This is a genomic window from Halomonas sp. 3F2F, from assembly GCF_014897805.1.
Lineage (GTDB): Bacteria > Pseudomonadota > Gammaproteobacteria > Pseudomonadales > Halomonadaceae > Vreelandella.
The window spans coordinates 1-22,128 of sequence record NZ_JABUZE010000146.1 but is presented as its reverse complement, the minus strand read 5'-3'; the positions used below and the strand labels follow the sequence as shown (position 1 = coordinate 22,128).

The 22,128-nt window shown below is 53.3% G+C and carries 17 protein-coding genes; 10 read left to right on the top strand and 7 right to left on the bottom strand.

The features are described 5' to 3' along the window. Positions 1 to 37 precede the first annotated feature (37 nt). Genes INT21_RS15610 through INT21_RS15595 form a run of 4 tightly spaced genes read right to left on the bottom strand, consistent with a single transcriptional unit; the run spans position 38 to position 4,806 of the window. On the bottom strand, positions 38 to 1,654 hold the full coding sequence (locus tag INT21_RS15610; RefSeq protein WP_193067665.1) for an alpha-glucosidase: 1,617 nt from the start codon (positions 1,652 to 1,654) through the stop codon (positions 38 to 40). Positions 1,655 to 1,691: 37 nt separating this feature from the next. Further along, the gene (locus INT21_RS15605) at positions 1,692 to 2,534 is read right to left on the bottom strand and encodes a carbohydrate ABC transporter permease (RefSeq protein ID WP_038483259.1); all 843 of its coding nucleotides are present in this window, start codon (positions 2,532 to 2,534) and stop codon (positions 1,692 to 1,694) included. Continuing rightward, the gene (locus INT21_RS15600; protein ID WP_038483262.1) at positions 2,534 to 3,520 is read right to left on the bottom strand and encodes a carbohydrate ABC transporter permease; all 987 of its coding nucleotides are present in this window, start codon (positions 3,518 to 3,520) and stop codon (positions 2,534 to 2,536) included. The genes INT21_RS15605 and INT21_RS15600 overlap by 1 nt, the downstream gene beginning before the upstream one ends. Positions 3,521 to 3,534: 14 nt before the next feature. Further along, positions 3,535 to 4,806 (bottom strand): ABC transporter substrate-binding protein, encoded by a 1,272-nt coding sequence (locus INT21_RS15595; RefSeq protein ID WP_193067664.1) that lies wholly within the window; start codon positions 4,804 to 4,806, stop codon positions 3,535 to 3,537. Between the two features lie 627 nt (positions 4,807 to 5,433). On the opposite strand from INT21_RS15595, the gene INT21_RS15590 reads away from it, so the two are divergent. From INT21_RS15590 to INT21_RS15560, 7 genes are all read left to right on the top strand, one after another. Further along, positions 5,434 to 6,957: a carbohydrate porin gene (locus INT21_RS15590; RefSeq protein WP_193067663.1), complete on the top strand. Its 1,524-nt coding sequence runs from the start codon at positions 5,434 to 5,436 to the stop codon at positions 6,955 to 6,957. A 131-nt stretch (positions 6,958 to 7,088) separates the two neighbouring features. Continuing rightward, entirely contained in the window at positions 7,089 to 9,794 is a 2,706-nt protein-coding gene (malT, locus tag INT21_RS15585) for an HTH-type transcriptional regulator MalT (RefSeq protein WP_193085430.1), read from the top strand. A 152-nt stretch (positions 9,795 to 9,946) separates the two neighbouring features. Next, positions 9,947 to 11,641, top strand: coding sequence for an alpha-amylase family glycosyl hydrolase (locus tag INT21_RS15580; protein ID WP_193067662.1), 1,695 nt, complete (start codon positions 9,947 to 9,949; stop codon positions 11,639 to 11,641). Next, positions 11,629 to 12,744 (top strand): sn-glycerol-3-phosphate ABC transporter ATP-binding protein UgpC, encoded by a 1,116-nt coding sequence (gene ugpC, locus INT21_RS15575; protein WP_193067661.1) that lies wholly within the window; start codon positions 11,629 to 11,631, stop codon positions 12,742 to 12,744. Before INT21_RS15580 ends, ugpC begins: the two co-directional genes overlap by 13 nt. Before the next feature lie 159 nt (positions 12,745 to 12,903). After that, positions 12,904 to 13,428 (top strand): DUF3455 domain-containing protein, encoded by a 525-nt coding sequence (locus tag INT21_RS15570; protein ID WP_089037954.1) that lies wholly within the window; start codon positions 12,904 to 12,906, stop codon positions 13,426 to 13,428. A gap of 174 nt (positions 13,429 to 13,602) precedes the next feature. After that, the gene (locus INT21_RS15565) at positions 13,603 to 14,184 is read left to right on the top strand and encodes a sigma-70 family RNA polymerase sigma factor (RefSeq protein ID WP_253920290.1); all 582 of its coding nucleotides are present in this window, start codon (positions 13,603 to 13,605) and stop codon (positions 14,182 to 14,184) included. Beyond that, positions 14,181 to 14,903: an anti-sigma factor gene (locus INT21_RS15560; RefSeq protein ID WP_193067660.1), complete on the top strand. Its 723-nt coding sequence runs from the start codon at positions 14,181 to 14,183 to the stop codon at positions 14,901 to 14,903. Before INT21_RS15565 ends, INT21_RS15560 begins: the two co-directional genes overlap by 4 nt. Positions 14,904 to 15,003: 100 nt before the next feature. Here INT21_RS15560 and malG read toward each other — a convergent pair whose 3' ends face one another. From malG to malE, 3 genes are all read right to left on the bottom strand, one after another. Then, on the bottom strand, positions 15,004 to 15,894 hold the full coding sequence (gene malG / locus INT21_RS15555; protein WP_030069051.1) for a maltose ABC transporter permease MalG: 891 nt from the start codon (positions 15,892 to 15,894) through the stop codon (positions 15,004 to 15,006). A gap of 10 nt (positions 15,895 to 15,904) precedes the next feature. Continuing rightward, complete coding sequence (malF, locus tag INT21_RS15550; protein WP_193067673.1) at positions 15,905 to 17,473, bottom strand: maltose ABC transporter permease MalF; 1,569 nt, start codon at positions 17,471 to 17,473, stop codon at positions 15,905 to 15,907. A gap of 61 nt (positions 17,474 to 17,534) precedes the next feature. Further along, on the bottom strand, positions 17,535 to 18,722 hold the full coding sequence (gene malE, locus INT21_RS15545; protein ID WP_083003041.1) for a maltose/maltodextrin ABC transporter substrate-binding protein MalE: 1,188 nt from the start codon (positions 18,720 to 18,722) through the stop codon (positions 17,535 to 17,537). 376 nt (positions 18,723 to 19,098) lie between these two features. Here malE and zwf point away from each other — a divergent pair, with 376 nt between their 5' ends. Genes zwf through INT21_RS15530 form a run of 3 tightly spaced genes read left to right on the top strand, consistent with a single transcriptional unit; the run spans position 19,099 to position 21,978 of the window. Beyond that, positions 19,099 to 20,592, top strand: a complete 1,494-nt coding sequence (gene zwf, locus INT21_RS15540; RefSeq protein WP_193067659.1) for a glucose-6-phosphate dehydrogenase — start codon at positions 19,099 to 19,101, stop codon at positions 20,590 to 20,592. Position 20,593: 1 nt separating this feature from the next. Beyond that, on the top strand, positions 20,594 to 21,259 hold the full coding sequence (pgl, locus tag INT21_RS15535) for a 6-phosphogluconolactonase (protein WP_193059439.1): 666 nt from the start codon (positions 20,594 to 20,596) through the stop codon (positions 21,257 to 21,259). A 56-nt stretch (positions 21,260 to 21,315) separates the two neighbouring features. Continuing rightward, a complete protein-coding gene (locus INT21_RS15530) occupies positions 21,316 to 21,978 on the top strand; it encodes a bifunctional 4-hydroxy-2-oxoglutarate aldolase/2-dehydro-3-deoxy-phosphogluconate aldolase (protein ID WP_038483316.1) in 663 nt (220 codons plus the stop codon). Positions 21,979 to 22,128 lie beyond the last annotated feature (150 nt).

The following is a 22,128-nucleotide window of genomic DNA, read 5'->3' as shown; positions in this document are numbered from 1 at the left end:
TATTGAATGTTGTTATTGAGTATTGCCATTGATTTGACTAAGCAACGTGCATAAAGGCGGCTTGATAGGCGGGCAGCGTCAGCACATTATCTTGACGTGCCGTAGTGAAGCCGTGTCCTTCCAGGTCACCGATGACGTCTAAGGGGAGTGCTGTTTGCAGCTCATTCCCCGTCAGGTTAAAGACACACAGCACTTTGGCTTGGTCATTTTGACGAATAAAGCCCAGTAACTCCTCGCCAACCTCAATCAGCTGTAAATCACCGTCGAACAGCGCGGAGTGCGCTTGGCGGAAAGCCAGCATCCGGCGCACACCGTTAAGCGTTGAGTCCGGGTTCGTGTGCTGTCGGCTAACCGCCAATGGCAGGTGGCGTTTTTCTACCGGGAGCCATGGCTCAATGGCCGAGAAACCTGCCTGGGTGCCATCGGTCCATGGCATCGGCGTGCGGCACCCGTCTCGGCCTTTAAACTCTGGCCAGAGCACTTTGCCGTAAGGGTCTTGAATGCGCTCGAAGGGCACGTCGGCTTCTGGCAGCCCTAACTCTTCCCCTTGATAAAGGCAGACGCTGCCGCGTAGGGAAAACAGCATGGCGAGCATCACTTTAGGATAAGCAATGGGATCTTCTTCAGCGCCCCAGCGTGATGCGCTGCGTTCAACATCATGGTTGGATGTTGCCCAGCAGGGCCAAGCGTCGCCCGCTAAGCGCTGAAAGCGCTCAATAACATGACGAATATAGCTAGCGGAGCGTGGCTTATTGAGCAAGTCAAAGGTGTAAGCCATATGCAGTTTGTCACCGCCTGCGGTGTACTCAGCCATGCGCTCAAGTGGGTTGTCATCGCCGATTTCGCCCACGGTCGTAGTGCCGGGATACTCGTCCATCAAGGCGCGTAAGTCTTTTAAGAAATCTACGTTTTCAGGGCGGCTAATATCGTAGACATGACGCTGCCACGTGTAGGGGTTAGCCTCTGGGGCGCCCAGGGTTTTGGATTCACCTTTGGGCACCGGTGGGTTGTCACGCAGCTCGGTGTCGTGGAAGTAGAAGTTGACGGTATCAAGGCGGAAACCATCAACGCCAAGATCCAGCCAGAAGCGCATGTTATCCAGCTGCGCCTGACGGGCTTCCGGGTTGTGGAAGTTGACATCCGGCTGGCTGGTCAAAAAGTTGTGTAGATAATACTGCTGGCGGCGTGAATCAAAGGTCCAGGCAGGGCCGCCAAAAATAGATAGCCAGTTATTAGGGGGTGTGCCATCGGGCTTAGGGTCTGCCCACACAAACCAATCGGCTTTGGGGTTGGTGCGATTCTGGCGGCTCTCTTTAAACCAAGCGTGCTGTTCAGAGGTATGGCTGATGACTTGATCAATCATTACTTTCAGGCCTAGCGAATGGGCCTTGTCGAGCAGCGCCTTGAAATCATCCAGGGTGCCAAACATCGGATCAACGTCGCGGTAGTCGCTGACGTCATATCCGAAATCCAACATGGGAGACGTAAAGAAAGGCGACAGCCAGACACCGTCAACATTCAAAGAAGCGACGTAATCGAGCTTTTCGGTAATGCCTTTCAAGTCACCAATACCGTCGCCACGGCTGTCTAGGAAGCTGCGCGGGTAAATTTGATAGATAACGCCGCCGCGCCACCAGGTCAGGTTGTCTTGCATGAATAAGTCCTTAATAAAACGTAAATAACACCCACGCTTAGCCTTTAACTGCGCCTGCAGTTAAGCCTGAAACAATGCGACGTTGGAAAATGATGACCAAGATAACCAGGGGCACGGTGACGACGACCGACGCGGCCATGATTGGCCCCCAAGGCAGCTCGTAGGCGCTACCACCTGACAGCAGGGCAATGGCAACAGGCACGGTGCGCTGTGCATCAGTGAGTGTGAAGGTTAAGGCAAACAGAAACTCATTCCACGCAGCAATAAAGGCGAGCAGGCCAGTGGTTGCCATGGCGGGCCACATTAGCGGTAGGAAGACCTTAGTAATCGTAATCCAGGGCGTAGCGCCATCCATAATGGCGGCCTCTTCCAACTCCATGGGCAGTTCTTTCATGAAAGTGGTAAGTACCCAGACGGTGAAGGGCAGCGTGAAAATGGTGTAGCTCAGAATGAGGCCAGCGGGATTGTTGTAGAGATTTAGTGCGCGAATCACCTCAAACAAACCTGAGAGCACCGCAACCTGAGGAAACATGGAAACCCCAAGAATGACCAGCATGACGGTCGAGCGACCACGGAAGCGAACCCGGCCCAGCGCGTAAGAGGCGGTGATACCCAGTAGCAGCGCGATGAAAACAACGCTAAATGCTACGACTATTGAGTTAAAAATCGCACGGATAAAGCTCGACTGGCTAAAAATCTGCGCATAGTTGTCCAGGTTCCAATTTGAGGGCCAAAGTTCAACCCGGAAAAGCTCGCTGGAAGGTTTAAGTGAGGTAATGACCGCGTAATAAAATGGGAAAACGGCGTATACCATAATCAGCGCAATTAAGGCCCAAAAGCCGACGCGCTTGGCAATTTTGGCTAACTGACGTTGGTTCATCAGTCACCTCCTAGTTGTATTTTGTTACGGCCTAAATAGAGGTAAGCAACGGTGGCCAGGGCAATAATCAAGAACAACAGGGTAGAGGCAGCACTGCCGTAACCAACATCCTGGAACTCAACCAACTGCTGACGCGCATAGACTGACATCGACATCGTGCTGGTTGAGTTAGACGTCAGTACGTAGATCACGTCGAACACCCGCAGGGCATCTAGAAGGCGGAAAATCACCGCCACCATCAAGGCAGGCGTAATCAGCGGTAGGGTAACTTTGAAGAACACACGCACGGGATGAATGCCGTCTACTTCTGCGGCTTCGTAGCAATCTTTTGGCAACATTTGTAGGGCGGCTAACACCAACAGGGCGACAAACGGAATTGTTTTCCAGACATCGACCATGATGACTGCCCACATGGAGTAAGTAGCGCTGGCGGTCCAGGCAATAGGATTATCGATTATCCCAACCGTCATTAGCAGGTGGTTGATGATGCCGAACTGATCGTTGAGCATCCACGCCCACATTTGGGCGGAAACGATGGTGGGGATTGCCCACGGAATCAGTACCGCCGCGCGAACAATCGTCCGACCTTTAAACTCCGCATTTAGAATCAGTGCCACAATGACACCAAAAATGACTTCTAAAGAGACAGATACCACTGAAAAATAAACGGTGTTCCAAACAGATTGCCACCAGACTGGGTCAGCAAGAACCCCGAACCAGCGGCCATTGTCGTAAACCAGATAGTTTTCAAACCCGATTAGATTAGCCGCACCCAGGTCCGACAGTGAGGCATCGGTAAAGCTTAGAAAAAATGTTCGCATTAACGGCCAGCCAGCCACCAACGTTAATGCGATCAGCATGGGAGCCAAGAACAGCCAAGCCGCTTTGACTCGCTGACGGCGTACTTTAGTGCCGCGATGCCGACGCGCTGGCGCTGCGGCTGAGCGCGCCTCCAGGGGCGCGCTGTTGTTTGAAGAGGTCGACATAGGTATCTCCGCGGTTACCAGTTGCGACGCTTCAGGCGGAGTAGATCGCCTTCGAGGTCAGCGACGGCGTCAGCGCCAGTTTTAGTGCCCGAAAGCACATCATGGGAAGTGCTGAAAAAGGCATTGCTAACACGGCCATAGGCATCCCCGGTAGGTGCTGACGGACGGGCGACGGCGTTGGTGAAGGTGTCGTAAAGAGTGCCAAAGAAAGGCACGGCTTCCAGTACCTCTTCATCTTGGTAAAGCGCATCGATGGTGGGGTTGTAGGACGCTTGGATAGCACGACGCTTTTGCTCTTCTTCACCGGTTAAGAAAGCGACCAGGTCAGCGGCAAGCTCGGGATGTTCGCTATAGCGGGATACTGCTAAGTTCCAACCGCCTAAGCCGGCTGCACTTCGACCGTCTTCTCCACCTGCGGGCAACTGGGTGACGCCGACGCTGCCACGTACATCGCTATCTTCGCTTTGAGCCAGTGACCAGGCGTATGGCCAGTTGCGCATAAATACGGCATTGCCGCCCTGGAAGACACCACGGGCTTCTTCTTCGGTGTAATTCAGCACGCCTTCTGGAGAGATGTCGCCAATCCATGAGGCTGCTAAATCCAGCGCTGCAGCAGCTTTCTCGTTATTGATGGTGACTTCGCCATTCTGATCTACCACGGTACCGCCACCGAAGCTTGATACCCACTCCAGTGCATTGACGGTAAGTCCTTCATAAGCACGCCCCTGGAAGACAAAACCCTGCATCCGATCATTGCCTTCTGCGCGCTCGGCATCTTTGATATCACGCGCGATGTCGGTCAGTTCTTGCCACGTAGTCGGTACGTCATGGCCATGTTTCTCCAGCAAGTCTTCGCGGTAATACAGAACACCTGCGTCGGTAAACCAGGGCATCGCAACTAGGCGGCCATTGATAGTGTTGTTGGTGACAATGGTGTCGAAGTGGCCTGCCGCGGCGTCTTCCCCGAGTACTTCGCTTAAATCAAGCAGGTGATTAGCGAGTAGGCCGGGCCAGACGACATCGATCTGCATGACATCAATGTCGCTAGAGTTGGCGGATAAAATTTGTTGGTAGAGTGACAAACGTTCAGTAGATGAGTTTGGCGTTGAAACCACATCGACACTGTGGCCGGTCTTCTCTTCCCAGGCGCTCACACCTTCTTGGCAAAGGGTAAGTTCCGCACCAACAGCTCCACAAGAAATGGTTAACTCAGCCGCCTGGGCAGAACCTGTGGCGCTAGCGAGACTAGCCAAAGCAATGGCAGAAGTGAGTAGTGTCTTTTTCATAGGGCGTTCCTCGGCATTTGTTGTTATGGGTAATGAGTGTTAAAAGCGCTTGTAGCGCCTACTTAAACGATTAAGTAAGGTGCCAGTTAGCCGTCTCCTCGTGACAAGTTCAATAGCGACTTTTGTCTAATGCCGTTGCATCACTTTTTTCTAACCTAGTGAACAGTTTAGACATTGGTCGATAATTAGTGATTTCTTGTTGGTTTACTACCTCTTAATCGATTAAGTTCTTTCTACCGTTATCTGGCGGGATAAAACGTAGTTGCTTTGCAACATAATCTGCTGGATTCGGTTCGCAGAACAGCGTTTAGCGCCACTCAGTGGGAGAGTCGTTGGGCGTGTTGATGAGCGTGGGCTATCCGTGCAGTAAAGCGACAGACTGATGGCTTTGGCTCGAAGGAAGGTTTAAAGCAAAAGCATCAGAAACTTACGTTTTCAACAAAATCTCAAAAATAAAAGATTTAAAGCCAAGTTTTTAAAGCGATTTTTAAAACGCTTTTTTTAAAGCATAGCTCTTAGGAACACAGCTCTTAGAAATGCAGCTGTTAGAAATACAGCTTTTAAGAGTATGAGTTTTAATAATATGGCTTTTAAAAACAAGGGCTTAATAAATTAGGGTTTAAAACAATGCACAAAATGACATTCAAAACACCTCTCGCCATTGCCATCGCCGCTGCCAGTTTTGGGCTGTGTGGCACTGCTAGCGCCGACACAACATTGGAAGAGCGATTTGCTCAGTTAGAAGCAAGAATTGCCGCTGCCGAACAGCGGGCGGAGGCTGCAGAGCGTCGCGCGGAGTTAGCTGAGCAGGGACATGCTGCACCATCGTCAAGTGCGCCCGCTACCAATGCTGATATTGAAGAACGCCTTGCCCGTGTAGAGCGCCAATCCAGCGGTGAAGAGGGATTCTCCTTTAATGTCTATGCGCGTTCCGGCCTGCTAATTGGTGAAGATGGCAAAAGCGCACCAGCTGGTCCTTATCTAACACCCGCGGGTGGCAATGGCGGTGCCGTTGGTCGTTTGGGCAACGAGCCGGATACATACTCTGAAGCCATTCTTAACTACCGCATGCAGTTTGATAACGGTGCAAAAGCCCGTTACACCACGATGTTGGCTGCTGGTACTAATTCCAGTAACGATTGGGTAGGTGACGATACCAACCTAAACGTGCGCCAGGTGTATGCCGAATTTAGTGACTTACCAAGCTTTACCGGCGCGTTTGAAAACGCTTCCATTTGGGCCGGTAAGCGTTTTGACCGCGATAACTTTGATATCCATTGGCTAGATAGCGATGTTGTCTTCCTCGCCGGTACCGGTGGCGGTATATACGACATGCAGCTAGCCGATAACTGGAAGAGTAACCTTTCAGTTTATGGCCGCAGCTTCAGCGACTATCCGCTCGTCAACCGTGAAAATCCCGGTTTAGATGGAGAAAATAGCGATACGGATAACCTCGTGTTGACCTCTAATAATTACTTCGGTAACTGGCAGGTCATGGTCAACGGCATGTCTGCTGCTGATAACGATGAGCGTGACATTGGCGTGGGCCAAACCGCGGCTGATACCGGCTGGCATACCATGGTGGCTTACCACGGCGACAGCTTCTTCGGCATGGGCGAGGGTAACTTTAAGGCCGCTGTACTGCACGGCCAAGGCTTAGGGGCCGAAGTTAAAGGGTTGGGTAGCAACGGCGACCTGACGGATGATGCGACCGCAACGCGGCTGGCGCTATACGGAACGACCTACATTGCACCGACGTGGCGTATTGCACCGTCGATACTGGCTGAAACCAGTGAAGATCGCTTCGCTAACGGTGACAGCTATGATTGGGCTACGCTAAACGTGCGTCTGGCCAATGAAATCAATCAGAATTTCGAAATGCAGTACGAAGCTAGCTATCAGTGGATGGATTTAGATCCACAGGGTTACAGTGACCGTAACGCAGTCGATGGTGACTATATGAAGTTCACTATCGCACCGACTTTCAAGCCCGAAGTAGGTGGTTTCTGGAAGCGTCCTGAGATCCGTCTATTCACGACTTACAGCGACTGGGACGAGAGCCTTAATAGCTACGGTGCCAGCTCTCTAGGTAGCGATGGATTTACTGGCGGTGAATTTACCTTTGGCATACAAAGCGAGGTATGGTTCTAAGCAGAGGTTTTAAGCAGAGATTCTAAGCGTAAGCCGCTGCTCGCTAGCGAAAACTGTTTCTCCAATGCTGATTGCCCGCGACGTGTCGCGGGCTTTTTGTTAGGTAAAAGCACTGATATCGGGAGGCGCTGATGTCGTTACTCCAAGAAAAGCTAAAGGCACCGCCGCTGCCGCTTAGTGTGGTGGCCCGGCCACGCCTTAATGACCATTTCGCCTTAAACGAGCGCACCCGCCTGCTGGTGCTGGCAGCGCCCTCGGGTTATGGCAAAACGACACTGCTGGCCGAACGGTTACCCGCGCTGGAGCAGGAGGCCGCTTGGCTACGATTGGATCAGCGTGATAATCAGCCAGCACGCTTTCTAACCTACTGGCGGGCAGCGTTGAACAAACTGTTCGATGACGCCTATGTGCTTTCGCCCATGGCTGACAATGCTGACTGCATCGAGCAGCTTGAGCGCTGGTTGGGAGAGTTACCCGAACAACGTTCCTCGTGCCGTTTCGTCGTTGATGAATTTGAACACGTGACCCATCCCGATATTTTGGCTGGCGTCGCTCACTGGCTGCGTCATCAGCCGCCTTGGTTGACCTTGACACTGGCGAGCCGCTCGCGCCCCGCGCTTGGTTTGGCGAGTTTGCGATTGAGAGGGGAGCTTGAAGAGATCGACCTTCATGGCTTGGCCTTTGACAGCGAAGAAGCACACACCTTGTGTGCCGAACAGCTAAGTTTTCCGCCCACCCGAGTAAGCCTTGAACGTGCGTTGCGTAGAAGCGGTGGCTGGATTGTAGCGCTTAATTGGCTGGTTGAGAGAACCACCACGCGTGCGGGATTTGATGCGCTGGTAGAGCGCTTAAGCGGTGCGCATCCTGATTTTGTCGCTTGGTTTGATGAACTGCTCGCTGCCGCGCTTCCTGCTGAAGAGCGAGAGTTAATGCTTCAGTTGGGAGTGTTAGAGCGCTTTTCGCCCGAGCTAATGGCGCGCCTTTTGGAAGGAGAGCGGTTAACTCAGCGCTTGGAAGCGTTTGAGCAAGCGGGGCTATTCATTGAACGCCCCGACCCGCATAGCCAGTGGTTTCGCTTTCAACGGCTGTTTGGCGAGTATCTTCGCCACCGCCGACACGAGCTTAATTTATCCACTCAGCGAAGGTTGCATCAGCGGGCAAGCCAGGCGTGGTTAGCACTAAATGATCCGGTCATGGCGCTACGCCAGGCAATTTTAGCCGAGGAGCCAGAGGATGTTGCCAGCTTATTGACCGCGCAGGGTCCTGCATTACTAGCCAGTGGAGCTTATGCGTTATTAGCGCAAGGCTTTGCGCTGCTGGGCGAACCGCGACTTTCAAAGTGTCCGGAGCATACGCTGCTCTATGGCTGGGTATCCCATGGGCAATTTCAGTTTGATGTCACGGCACGAGTGATCGGATGGATAGAGGCGCAGCTGGATGAGCCCGAATGGCAGGCATTGAGTGCTGAATTTGCCACATTGCGTGCCCAATTGGCGATTAACCATGGTGATGCTGAGCGTGCAGCGCCGCTGGCTGAGCAAGCGCTCGCGGAGCCTGCTCGCTATCTGGCGTCAACACCGCTAACCGCCACCGCTATTCTTAGTGAAGCACGCTTTGTTCTGGGCTATCTGGAAGAGTCGCTTCAGCGCGTTAGAGAAGTAGAGCGCCAAGCTCGTCAGCGCAACGATCATCAGCTGCTGCTGTGGTCATACTGTCATCAGTCTGAAACCCTGGTGGCTCAGGGACGCTTGCAGGCCGCCTACGATATTCAAGAGCGTGCCTTTGCGCATCTAGAGCGCGCCGAACTTGAACATTTACCGGTCGCGGAGTTTTTGTACCGCATTCGCAGCCAGGTGCTTTGGGAGTGGCATCGCTTAGACGAAGCCGAGCAGGCAGCGTTGAAAGGTATTGCGGTGTTAGACAATCAAGGTGAGCGCTGGACGCTGCAGTGCCATATTCAGCTCGCTAAAGTCGCCCAGAGCCGGGGAGACCAAGCGCAATGTGCCGACCACATTCGTAGGCTGCGTAAAATTCTCTCAGAAGGGGATTACCACATTGATTGGGTAGCCAATGCCCATGCAACGCTGTTGGCGTGGTGGCAATCGACACACGATATGGATGCGGTCGAGCGTTGGCGCCAAGAAGCGCCAGAACCACTTACCGAGCATGCCACCAATCACTTTTCCCAGTGCAACGTACGTAATCATGCCCGTGCATTAACACTATTGGGGCGCTATGAAGAGGCCCGCGAACTACTGGATGCCCTTGAAGACCATACCCAGCGGCTAGGATTAGTGACTGACGCGAATCGCAACCAGCTGTGCTTAGCGGCGGTGGCTTGGCATCAGGGGAAAACCACTCAGGCAAGTAACCATATACAGCAGGCACTCAGTTTAGCTTCCCGCACCGCATTGGTAGGCAGCTTTTTACGGATAGGCAAACCACTTGGGGAGCTGCTGTCGACGTTATTAGCAAGTAACAGCTTAGCCCCCCTTGAACAGGCTCGCGCGGAGCGGTTGTTGACCTTAGCTGGCCGCCAAAAAGATTTTGGCAGCGCTCGCCGCTTGATGCTGGACGAGACAGTCATTGCCAACATCGTGGCACGGCCCGATGTGCCTGAACTTATCCGTACGTCGCCACTGACGCGTCGAGAGTGGCAAATCTTGGGGCTGATTCATGCTGGGCTCTCTAATGAGCAGATCGCCGAACAGCTATCGGTGGCGCCCACCACCATCAAAACGCATATCCGCAGCCTTTATCAAAAACAGAATATTCGGCGGCGGGATGAAGCCATTGCGCTGGCGGGGCAATTATTGGCGCATATTCAAGGAGAATAAGAGGCGAGTAAACAGTGCTTATGGGCGGCGGTGGCGGCTACTCCTAACACCTACTCCTAATACCTACGCCCACTGCTACCTCTAGGGGAGGATTTTATCTTTTGATCAACGCTGCATCATGCCAATCAACAGGAAATGATAAGGACAATATAATGATGCAGGCATCTTCTACTTCCCACTACGTTGGCAGCCAAGGCGCTGACTGGTGGCGCGGCGCAGTGATTTACCAAATTTACCCGCGCAGCTTTATGGATAGCGACGGCAAGGGCGGCCAGCGCGATGGGATTGGTGACTTAAAAGGGCTGATCGATAAGCTGGATTATATTGCCTCGCTAAACGTCGATGCCATTTGGCTGTCGCCGTTTTTCACCTCGCCCATGAAAGACTTCGGCTACGATATTAGCGATTACCGTGGTGTTGACCCGATGTTTGGCACCCTGGAAGATTTTGATCGCCTGGTTGAAGCTGCCCATGCCAGAGGGCTGAAGGTGACGATTGACCAGGTGATGTCGCACACTTCTGACCAACACGCCTGGTTTGAAGAGAGCCGCAAAAGTCGTGATAACCCGAAAGCAGACTGGTATGTCTGGGCCGACCCCAAACCTGATGGTGCGCCACCGACCAACTGGCAGTCGGTGTTTGGTGGTAGCGCCTGGCAGTGGGATACGCGCCGTTGCCAGTACTATCTGCATAACTTCCTGGCCAGTCAGCCGGATCTCAATTTCCGCACTCCCGCCGTGGTGGATGCCATATTGGAAGAAGCGCGCTTTTGGCTGGAGCGGGGCGTCGACGGATTCCGTCTGGATGCAGTGAACTTCTGCACCCACGGCGAGCTCAAGGATAATCCTCCGCGCGCAGCAGTAACCGAAAGCTTTTTAGGTGTTCGCCCGGACAACCCTTATGGCTACCAGCTGCATCAGCACGATAAAACCCAGCCGGAAAACGTGGTGTTTTTAGAGCGCCTGCGCGGCCTGCTCGATGAGTATCCTGGCTCGACGAGTGTCGGAGAAGTTGGTGACGATGACGCCCTGGGCGTGATGGCGGAATACTCCCAAGGCGGCAATCGCCTGCACATGTGCTACTCCTTTAACCTGCTGACCGACAAAGCCGACCCTGGTTATTTGCATAAAACGCTCACCGAAATGGAGGCGCGGATTGGCGACGGCTGGCCCTGTTGGGCACTAGGAAATCACGATGTCACCCGCCTTGCTACCCGCTGGCAGGCTGAAGGACAACTGGATAAGCTGCGACTTTATATGGTGTTTTTGCTTACCCAGCGGGGCAGTGTGTGCCTTTACCAAGGTGAAGAACTTGGCTTGCCAGAAGCCGAACTGACGTTTGAGCAGTTGGTTGACCCGGCGGGCATCACCTTTTGGCCTGCCTATAAAGGTCGCGATGGTTGCCGAACGCCACACCCTTGGCAAGCTGACGCGCGACACGCTGGCTTTAGCGATGTCACGCCCTGGCTGCCAGTGCCCGATTCGCACGCCAGTCTCGCCGTTGATCAGCAAGATAACGATGCCAGTTCGTTGCTCAATGCCTACCGTGAGTTTTTAGCGTTTCGCCGCACCTTGCCAGCGCTAGTAAAAGGCGAAGTGCGCTATCACGCCGTGCATGATGAGGTGCTCTGTTTAGAGCGTACCTATCAACACTCACGTCTGCTGATTGCGCTGAATTTTAGCGACCAAACCGTCACTCGCGTGGCGCCTAAAAGCGCTGAATCACTGAAGGGTTCGCCTGCTTGGCTAAACGGCGAGTGGCAGGGTGGGCAACTACGGCTACCACCTTACGGCGTGGCGATTGCCTGCTGCCCACAGTCCGAGGAGGATGCACCATGGGACGTTTAACGCTTAGCGGTATTGGTAAATCCTTTGACGGTGTGGAAATCTCTCGGGATATCGATCTTACGATAGAAGATGGCGAGTTTGTGGTCTTCGTAGGCCCCTCTGGCTGCGGAAAATCCACCTTGCTACGTATGATCGCAGGCCTGGAAGATATCACCGAAGGTGATATGCAGCTTGATGGTCAGCGGATCAATGAGATTCCGCCCCAGGAGCGGGATATCGGCATGGTGTTCCAATCCTATGCGCTTTACCCGCACATGAGTGTGGCGGAAAACATGGCCTTTGGCTTAAAGCTGGCGCGCACTGATAAAGCCGAGATTCGCCGTCGCGTTCAGCATGCCGCTGACATGTTGCACTTGACTGAACTGCTGGAACGCAAACCTAAAGATCTTTCAGGTGGCCAGCGTCAGCGGGTAGCGATTGGCCGTACCTTGGTAAAAGAGCCCGCGGTTTTTTTGTTCGATGAGCCGCTTTCTAACCTGGATGCCGCGCTGCGGGTGGATATGCGGGTGCAAATTGCGGCGCTGCATAAGCGCCTGAATGCCACCATGATCTACGTGACCCACGATCAAGTGGAAGCGATGACGCTGGCTGACCGTATTGTGCTGCTTTCCCGTGGCCGTATCGCCCAGGTCGGCGCGCCGCTGTCGCTCTATCACTTCCCTAAGACCCTTGAAGTGGCCGAGTTTATCGGCTCGCCGCGGATTAATACCTTTCCCGTCACGGTGGTAGATCCAGGCGAGCGTCAAACAGTCGTGCGTCTGCATAGCGGTGATACGCTGACAGTGGCGGTCAATGGCAAGCACCTTCAGTCAGGGGATAGCGCAACGCTTGGGCTGCGGGCAGAAGATTTTGTCGCAGCCGAACAGGCAGAAGCCACACTGAATGCGACCTTAATGGTGGCGGAAAAGCTGGGTTACGAAACGCTGGCGCATTGGCAGGTAGCAGGTATTAGCGTTCCGCTCACCCAGCGTTTAGATGGTTTGACCCACCTGCAAGAGGGACAAACGGTGCGTTTGGGGCTTGCAGGCCAGCATTGCCACCTGTTTGATCACAGTGGCAATGCCTGCCCCCGGCAGGTTGCAGTAGATGGTGTTAGCCAATAATTAATCAGCTGATTTATATACATAAAAAGCGCCTCAAATTTTTTAGGCGCTTTTTTCTTAATTATTTTCTATAAAGAGTGCATCCAAAACGTCTCCTCGTGTGTATCCCCTATACAGCCACACTTTGTAGTGGTTGATACAAAACCCAAGGAGACTGAAATGACTATCCAACCTCTTACGCGTGCAGCACTCGCCGCTACCTTGATTGCATCCTTCAGTCACGTTGCGCTGGCCGATATGACGCCTGCCGACGTTCAAGTGCCCGATGGCAATACCGTCGCTCTGGAAACAGTGGGTGTGGGTGCGATTACCTACATGTGCGAAGCTAAAGGTGACGGTACTATGGGCTGGGTATTCAAAGGCCCCCACGCTGCGCTGAACGACAGTAATGGTGCTCAAGTTGGCAGCTACTATGGCCCGCCTGCTACTTGGGAAGCGTTGGATGGCTCCAAAGTTACCGGCACTCAGTTGGCAACTGCCGCGAATGGTGATGGCAATATCCCGTTGCAGCTCGTTGAAGCCAATCCTGCGGAAGGTGAGGGCGCAATGACTGGCGTTAGCTACATTCAACGCCTGAACACTCAAGGTGGTGTCGCACCCGATGTGGCTTGCGATGATGGCCATGACGGTGCCACTGCAGTCGTCACCTATCAAGCAGATTATATTTTCTGGACAGCTAACTAAGTCCTTTTATTGCTTAGTGGTAAGTAACACTTTTGCTAAGCAATGTTTTTCTCAAGAAACACATCTAAGTAAGGCTAGAGGCTCGTCTCGCGAGTCTCTAGCCGCTATGCTAGCCAAAAGAGCGGCGATAACAGTAGTGGCGACTGTATCGGCGCGTCACCAGGGAGCTAGCAAGTGTCTGATATAGGCGTGTCTACGATAGCTAACGACTTCGATTATGCTGATGCACTTGCCCGCTGCGCGCGTGGTGAGCAAGCGGCGCTACATCAGCTTTATCGTCAAGAGGGTGCCAGACTGCTTGGCGTTGTCATGCGCATTGTGAAAGACCGCGGCATGGCTGAGGACATTGTCCACGATGCTTGCCTGAACATCTGGCAGCGAGCCGATAGTTTCGACCCCGAACGGGGCTCTGCGCGTACCTGGATATTCAGTATTGCCCGCCACTTAGCATTAAACGCTATTCGCCAGCGCGACCGAGAAATCAGGGTGGATATCAACGACCCAGGCGAGCTAGCCGATGATGATACCTATCAACAGTCATTATCGACAACGGCGGAAGCCTTTGACTGGCAGACTGGCCAACAGATGGATGAGTGCTTGCAGCAATTGGAAACCGAGCGCCGCAACTGTGTGCTACATGCCTACGTGGATGGGTTAAGTCATGCCGAGATTTCTGCACACACTGGCGCGCCGCTAGGCACTGTTAAAGCCTGGATTAAGCGAAGTTTGCTTCGCCTGCGGGAGTGTATGTCATGATGCGTTCAAACGAAAATGATGACCTTTATGCACTTGCAGGGGAGTACGTATTGGGTTCGTTACCCATCGCTGAGCGAGAAGCCTTTGAGGCACGTTTAGCCAACGACTCAAAATTACAGACCATCGTGGCTGACTGGGAAGAGCAGTTTTTCCCCTACACCGCGATCGTTGATCCTGTTACCCCATCAGATTATTTATGGCCGCGTATAGAGCGCAGCATGCACGCCGCATCGAAAAGATCAGCAGGTGTTCCTAGGGCGGCACCAACGCCACGCCGTTTGGTGCACAGCTTACCATTTTGGCGCGCCGCTACCGGCCTTGGTTTGGCTGCCGCGGTGACCATGGGCGTGATATTGACCAATGTCTCTACTGCACCAACAACGCCGGAATATATGGTGGTGCTGTTAGCGCCGCAAACTCAATCAGCCGGGTGGGTCGTACAGGCCGCCAACCGCCAGGAAATTCAACTGATTCCGTTAGGCGCTTTTGAAGTGCCCGAAGGCAAAGCACTGGAGTTCTGGACCAAGGCGGATGATTGGCAAGCGCCGGTTTCACTTGGCCTAGTAGAGCCAGGACAACCGTTGCGCCTGCGTTTAGACCAGTTACCGCCGCTTGAGAATAACCAGCTGTTTGAACTCACGCTAGAAGAGGACACTGGTTCGCCCACCGGTTTACCAACGGGCCCGATTGAGTTTATCGGCCGCGCGGTGGAGATTTAGCCAGCTTTTAAAAAACCGGCCCCATCAATAGAGCCGGTGACGAGCAAGTTGCTCAAGCGAGGAAGCGGGAGTGGTGTACTGAGTAGTTAAATCCAGGAAGTTAGCCTTTGACGCCCCCAGCGGTTAATCCGCCAATAATCCAGCGCTGACAGATCAAGAACGCGACGGTAATGGGCAGGCCGGAAAGCACTGCAGCGGCGGCAAAGTTACCCCAGCGCTGGTTGTGATCGGCAAGGTATTGTTGAGCACCTACCGCCAGGGTGAGCTTGTGCTCATCTACCAGCAGAACTGAGGCCATGGGGTACTCCATGATGCTCATCACAAAAGCCAGAATGAAAACCACCATCAAAATGGGAATCGACAGCGGCAGCAGAATGTAGCGGAACGCTTGCCAAGTGCTGGCACCATCGACCATAGCCGCTTCTTCCAACGAGCCATCAATCGACTCAAAGTAGCCTTTAATGGTCCAGATATGCAGCGCGACTGCGCCCAGTGATGCCACGATCAACGCGCCGTGGGTGTTGATGCCTAACCAGCCAACAAACTGCCCCAGTCGATCAAACAGGGCGTAGAGCGCCACAAGCGACAGTACGGCTGGGAACATCTGGAAAATCAGCATACCTTTCAAAAGCGGTTCTTTGCCTTTAAAGCGCATGCGTGCGAAGGCGTAAGCGCTCGTCGTCGCTAACATTAGAATCAGCACCGAAGAAACTACTGCCACTTTTATTGAGTTCCAAAGCCACAGCAGCACAGGGAAGGGTGGCTGTACAATACTGCCATCTGGGCGTTCCCAGGGAATTCCCAGTGCTAGTGACCAGTGTTCCAACGAGAAATTATTGGGAATTAAGCTGCCAGAGGCAAAGTTACCCTCGCGAAATGAGATTGAAATCACCAACAGTAGCGGGAAGACAATCAGCGAAACAAAGCAGATCAGTGCAAGGTGAGCGCCCAAGCGGCGCGCGCCCACAGAACGCGGTTGAACCATGGCCATGAGTAACCTCCTAAACCTTAACCTTGGAAAGGCGCAAATTAAGCAACGACATACCCGCGACCAAGAGGAAAATGAGCGTTGCGATGGCGGCTGCCAGCCCAAAGTTCTGTCCAGCATCCTGGAAGGCAATGCGGTAGGTGTAGCTGACCAATAGATCGGTGGTGCCTGCTGGGGTGCTGGCGCCCAAAATGTCGGGGTTGCCGCCCGTTAATAGCGCAATTAGCACAAAGTTATTGAAGTTAAATGCAAAGGCGGCAATCAATAGTGGTGTTAGCGGTTTAATGATCAGCGGCAGGGTAATCTTGAACAGGTTGGTAATAGGGCCTCCGCCATCTACCGCCGAGGCTTCGTAGAGATCTTGGGGGATGGCTTGGATTAGCCCCATGCATAGCAGCAACATATAGGGGTAGCCCAACCACGTATTAACAATCAGCAGCATGGAACGCGCTAACCACGGGTCGGTAAACCACTCTGGGCGAACACCAAACAGCGTGTCCAGAATCATGTTTACTTCACCGAAGTGTTGGTTAAACATGCCTTTAAAAATCAGGATGGAGATAAAGGCGGGCACGGCGTAGGGCAGAATTAACAGCGTGCGATAAACGGCTTTGCCCTTGAGTTGGTCCCACTGCAATAGTGACGCCAGCACAAAGCCAACGGCCAGGGTGAAGACCACCGTCAGTGCGGCAAACACAAAGGTCCACACAAAGATCTGCATGAAGGGACCGCGAATATCGGGATCGGTGAATATCTTCGTATAGTTGGTAAACCCTACATTGACTGGCCATCCCGGCGTGATTCTTTCGCCGTTATCAGCGACAAAAAATCCGCTAGCGGGGTCGGGGGTAAGAACGCGGTCATCGCGGCGATCATAAAGCGAGCCGTCTTCACGAGCTTCATAGCGATCTACCATAGGGGCAAACTGGCGTAACCCTGCCATACGCAGCTCCGCGCCATCCGGTGTCAGCAGCCTAAGCCCTTGCAGAGAATCACGTGCCTGGATAATAGCGCGCATTCCCAGTGGCTCTTGGGCAGGCGAAGCGTCTACTGCCTGAATGCCTATTTGGCGGGGTTCATGGTTGGCGAAGTTGAGCGGTGAAGAAACGAAACGCTGGGTCGTGTCTGCCTCACTGTTTTCCAGGTATAAGCGGACAAGCTCACCTTCTTGGTAAAGCGTTAACTCAAACGCGTTGCCTTCCTGTTGATAGGTTTGGCTCATCAGCTGGCCGCGCACGCGCTCTTCCGATAGCAGGTTGCTTGAGCTGTAATTACTAAAGCTAATGCCGATGGTGTAAAGCAGCGGGAAAATAACAAATACGCCGAGCCCCGCTACGGCAGGAAAAATATACCGGTGGCTCATTAACGTACGTTTGGTAAACACCACGCCTAGCGAGGCGCCCAGCACTAGAAAGAGCAGCGCAAACATCCACTGGCCGTTAAGGTGGAAGGCGACTACCAGCCATAACAGCGCGATTACCAAGGTGGCAATGACGCAGCGAAGTGCCCAGCGGGTGTAGCGTTCGGTGAGATGGCGAGAACGGTGACGGGGAAGGCCACGAGAGGCGTTAGTGGTATACATAGTGACATCCTGAAAGCTGCCCGGTGGCATTTTGGCTACCGGGCAGAAGGGCAGAAAAAGCTTACTGGCGCATACGCCGCGCAGCGGCATCCAGCGCTTCTTGGGGCGATTGACGTCCACTGCCGATGTTTTGAAGGGCGGGCTCCATGGCTGCCCAGAAAGCACCCATTTCAGGAATATTTGGCATGGGCATACCGACTTCAGCATTTTCAAGCGTCGCGGCAATGTTAGGGTTATCAGCAAGTTCAGCCTGATAATCGATATGGGCGACCGCTCCCAGTGACCCGTCGCTGTTGAATGTGTGCATGCCCTCTTCGCTAAGCAGGTAGTTTTCTAAAAACTCCACGGCGAGAAAATCATTGGGTGTGGCGGAGTTAATCATTGCCGTCATCACGCCAAACATGGGTTTAGCACGTTCATCACCCACTTTCGGCAGTAGCGCGACGCCGTAGTCAATTCCGCTACGCTCAAGGTTCGGCCAGGCCCATGGGCCGCTAATCATGGTAGCCACTTCGCCCTGGTTAAAGCGGGTATCCATCAAGTTGTAATCAGTGCCTCGGGGTAATACATCACTTTCAATTAGCTCAACCAACAGTTCTGCCCCTTGTAGGGCACCTTCGTTGTTAACGCCTATATCGCTGACGTCATAGCCGCTGTCAGTCTGCTTGAAAGGGTAGCCGCCGTTGGCCGCTAGTAAGGTCCAACCGTAATACGGCTCGCTGTAATCAAATAAGATGGCCTTTTTGCCGTCTTGAGAGAGCGTTTCGTCAAGCTTCATCAGCTCGGCAAAACTTTCTGGCGGTGTTTCTACCAGGGCTTTGTTATAAATGAGGCCCAGTGACTCTACCGATATCGGGTAGCCGTAGGTTTCACCATTCCACAGCGCAGCTTCCCAGGTGAAGTCGTAAAACGCTTCACGGAAGCTGTCACTTGGGGCGACTTGTTTCAATAAACCACTTTGTGCCCACTCACCCATGCGGTCGTGAGCCCAGATGACGATGTCTGGCCCTTGGCCACTTCCCGCCGCCTGCTGAAAGCGGTCGGTAAGGTTATCGGGAAATACCACCTCAACCTCGATGCCTGTTTCTTCACGAAACTGCTCGGCAACCTCACGAATGCCTTCTTGACCTTTATTATCACCCATCCAGATAGTCAGGCGATCGTCCTCAAACGCAACGGCGGGAAGGGCGACACTGGCAGCCAGCGTCGCGGTTAGAAGCGGCATCATGATGGGGCGAGACGTAGCCATAATGTAAATACCTCACTGTTGTTGTCGTAGAGTGCTGCGAGCATATTGATGAGCAGCGCTTTAGTCAGTGCCAGCGTCGCCAATTACGCTCAACGTCACCTCATCCTCAGGGGGCGTAGCGATGGCGTATCCAAGGGGCGTAGAGTGGAATAAAAGGTAACAATAAAGCGGTATAACGTTGGGTGTCTGCATCGGTGCTGATCAGAGATGGCACTGCTCAAAGAGAGAGGTAAATAACGTTAAAAGACGTAAATGGGGAGGCAATACTATTTTTTTGTAGTAAAATTACATGTAATGTTGCGTATAATGCCCGATATCAGATAGATTTTAGGTAATCTAACTACATTAGATCATCTAATTATAAATAGGAGCTGAGATGAGCCAGTCACAATCCCCGCTGGGCGATCAGAAGCACGCTATTGATTTAGCGCTGTTTGGGGCGCTGGGCGATCTTGCAATGCGCAAGCTGTTTCCTGCGCTTTATCACCTTGACCGTGAGGGCTTAATGCCCGAAAGCACACGGATTATGGGGCTGGCACGTCAAGCGCATGACACCGCTGCATTCCGTCAATTGGTAAGCGGCGCGCTGCAAAAGCGGCTGAAAAAAGATGAGCAGGATAAAGAGAGTCTCGAGCGTTTTCTAAATCGGCTTGACTATTGCCAGCTGGATTTCAAAAAAGCTGAGGGTTTCGAGCAAATACGTGAATGGCGCGAAGGCTCTGATCGCCCCATGGTGGTTTATTTATCCGTTGGCGCCATGATCTACGGCGATATTTGCCGCAACCTTGAGGCGAGTGGCAGCCTGGATGAGCAAACGCGGGTTATCGTTGAGAAGCCCATCGGCTACGATCTAGTGTCATCAGAAGAAGTTAACGACGCTATTGGGGCTGTTTTTCCTGAGTCGCGCATTTACCGTATTGACCACTATTTAGGTAAAGAAACGGTACAGAACCTGATTGCGCTGCGCTTTGCTAACCCGTTATTCGGGACGCAATGGAATCAGAACCATATTTCCCATGTAGAAATTACCGTTGCAGAAAAAGTCGGCATTGAAGGACGCTGGGGCTACTTCGATGATGCCGGGCAGCTTCGCGATATGGTGCAAAACCACTTGCTCCAATTGCTATGCTTGATTGCCATGGACCCGCCTTCCAACCTGGATGCCGACGCGATTCGTGATGAGAAAGTAAAAGTGCTTAAAGCCCTAAAGCCGTTTACCGGTGAAGCGCTGGGGCGTGATGTAGTACGTGGGCAATATACCGCGGGCACCAATGATGGTCAGCCGGTACCCGGCTACCTGGAAGAAGAAGGGGCGAATACCCAGAGCCAGACCGAAACCTTTGTGGCAATGAAAACAGAGGTTTCAAATTGGCGCTGGGCGGGTGTGCCGTTCTACCTGCGTACCGGTAAGCGCATGCCTGAAAAACTGTCCCAAATCGTGATCCACTTCCGCCAGCAGCCGCACTACATTTTTGATCCTGATCAGCGGGGGATTGCGTCTAACAAGCTGATCATTCGCCTGCAGCCGGATGAAGGGATCGCGCTTCAAGTGCTCACCAAAGACAGCGGTTTGCATAAAGGCATGCGTCTGCGTCCTGGTCCGTTGCACCTGGACTTTAACAGCGCGTTCCCCAAATCACGTATCCCAGATGCCTATGAGCGCTTGCTACTGGAAGTCATGAAAGGCCAACAGTATCTGTTCGTGCGCCGAGACGAAGTTGAGCACGCTTGGCGTTGGTGCGACCAACTCATCGACGGTTGGAAAGCCCGCGAAACCCCGCCGCGCCGTTATCCGGCAGGCTCTTGGGGGCCAGTCGCCTCCATCGCCATGATTACCCAAGATGGCCGCAGTTGGTACGAGGACTATTAATATGAGCGAAGCACGTCAAGCGCTAGCACAACAGCTGGCAGAAGCGGTCTTCCAGGCATTGGCCGAAGACTTGAGCCGCCAAGAGCGCGCGCTACTAGTCGTCTCGGGTGGCTCTACGCCGGTGCCATTTTTTAAAGCTCTGGCAGCCAAACCGCTGCCTTGGGAGCGCATTGATATCACGTTGGCCGACGAGCGCTGGGTGGATGAGGAAAGTAGCGATAGCAATGCCAAGCTGGTGCGCGAAAACCTGCTTCAAGGAGCGGCTGCGAACGCCAACTTCGTACCGCTAACCTCGGATGCCTCGACGCCGGAAGAAGGGGTTGATGAGGTTGCCAAACGCACGGCATCTCTGCCTTGGCCCGCCAGCGTTGTGATCTTGGGAATGGGCGGCGATGGCCATACGGCGTCGCTGTTCCCTGACAGTCTAGAACTAGGTTTAGCGCTCTCTACCGATGAGCCGCTTGTCGCTGTACGCACGCCTAGTCAGCCGCAGCCGCGTATTACCTTCTCGGCAGATCGCCTGCATCAGGCGCATCGACATATTTTACATATTACTGGCGATGATAAGCGCAGCGTATTGGCAAACGCCATGAATGGTGATGATGTCCGTAAGCTACCTATTCGCGCGTTTTTATCTTGCCCGTTAGCGATCTACTGGGCGCCGTAACGCCTGGGCTTTCGCCAATAAACGTTTGCCAGTAACACCTGCTTGGAGACTCACTGATGACAATCGATAAACAGCTACCCTCAACGCGCACTGCCGAGCTTGACAGCATCTGCTTAAAGGCCGAGGTCATTCCGGTGATTACCGTTGAGCGTCTTGAAGATGCGGTACCGCTAGGTCGCGCCTTGGTTGAAGGTGGCTTAAGCGTGTTGGAAATTACCTTGCGTACCGACTGCGCGCTGGAAGCAATTAAACGCATGAAAGAAGCGCTGCCGGGAGCCAGCATCGGTGTAGGTACCGTGTTAACGCCCGCGCAATACCGCCAAGCTGAACAGGTGGGCGCAGATTTTGTGGTGACCCCTGGCGCGACAGAAGCACTTTATCGCTATGGCGTAGAGAGCCCGGTGCCAATGTTGCCCGGCGTATCAACGATCTCTGAATTGATGACAGGCTGGCAGTACGGCTATCGCCGCTTCAAGTTTTTCCCGGCTGAGTCCAGCGGTGGTGCCAAAGCCATTAAAGCCTTTGGTGCGCCGATTCCCGAAGCACGCTTTTGCCCAACCGGCGGTATCACGGTTGATAACGCTGAAACCTACCTGTCACTACCCAATGTTATGTGTGTAGGCGGTTCTTGGCTAACACCGAAAGCCATGGTTGAAGCAGAGGATTGGGACGGTATTCGCGAGCTGGCCCGTCAGGCCGCTGAGCGTTTTCACCACTAACGAATACGATGTAAATCGACACGAGCACTCTCGTTACTTGCCTCACTGATATCGGGTCGTGTGGGTAAGTCATTTGCCCGAGCATATTGCCATGCTCGGGCTTTTTTATGGTGCGCCAGGCATGGCGCGCAGCGCCTTAACAGGCGCTAT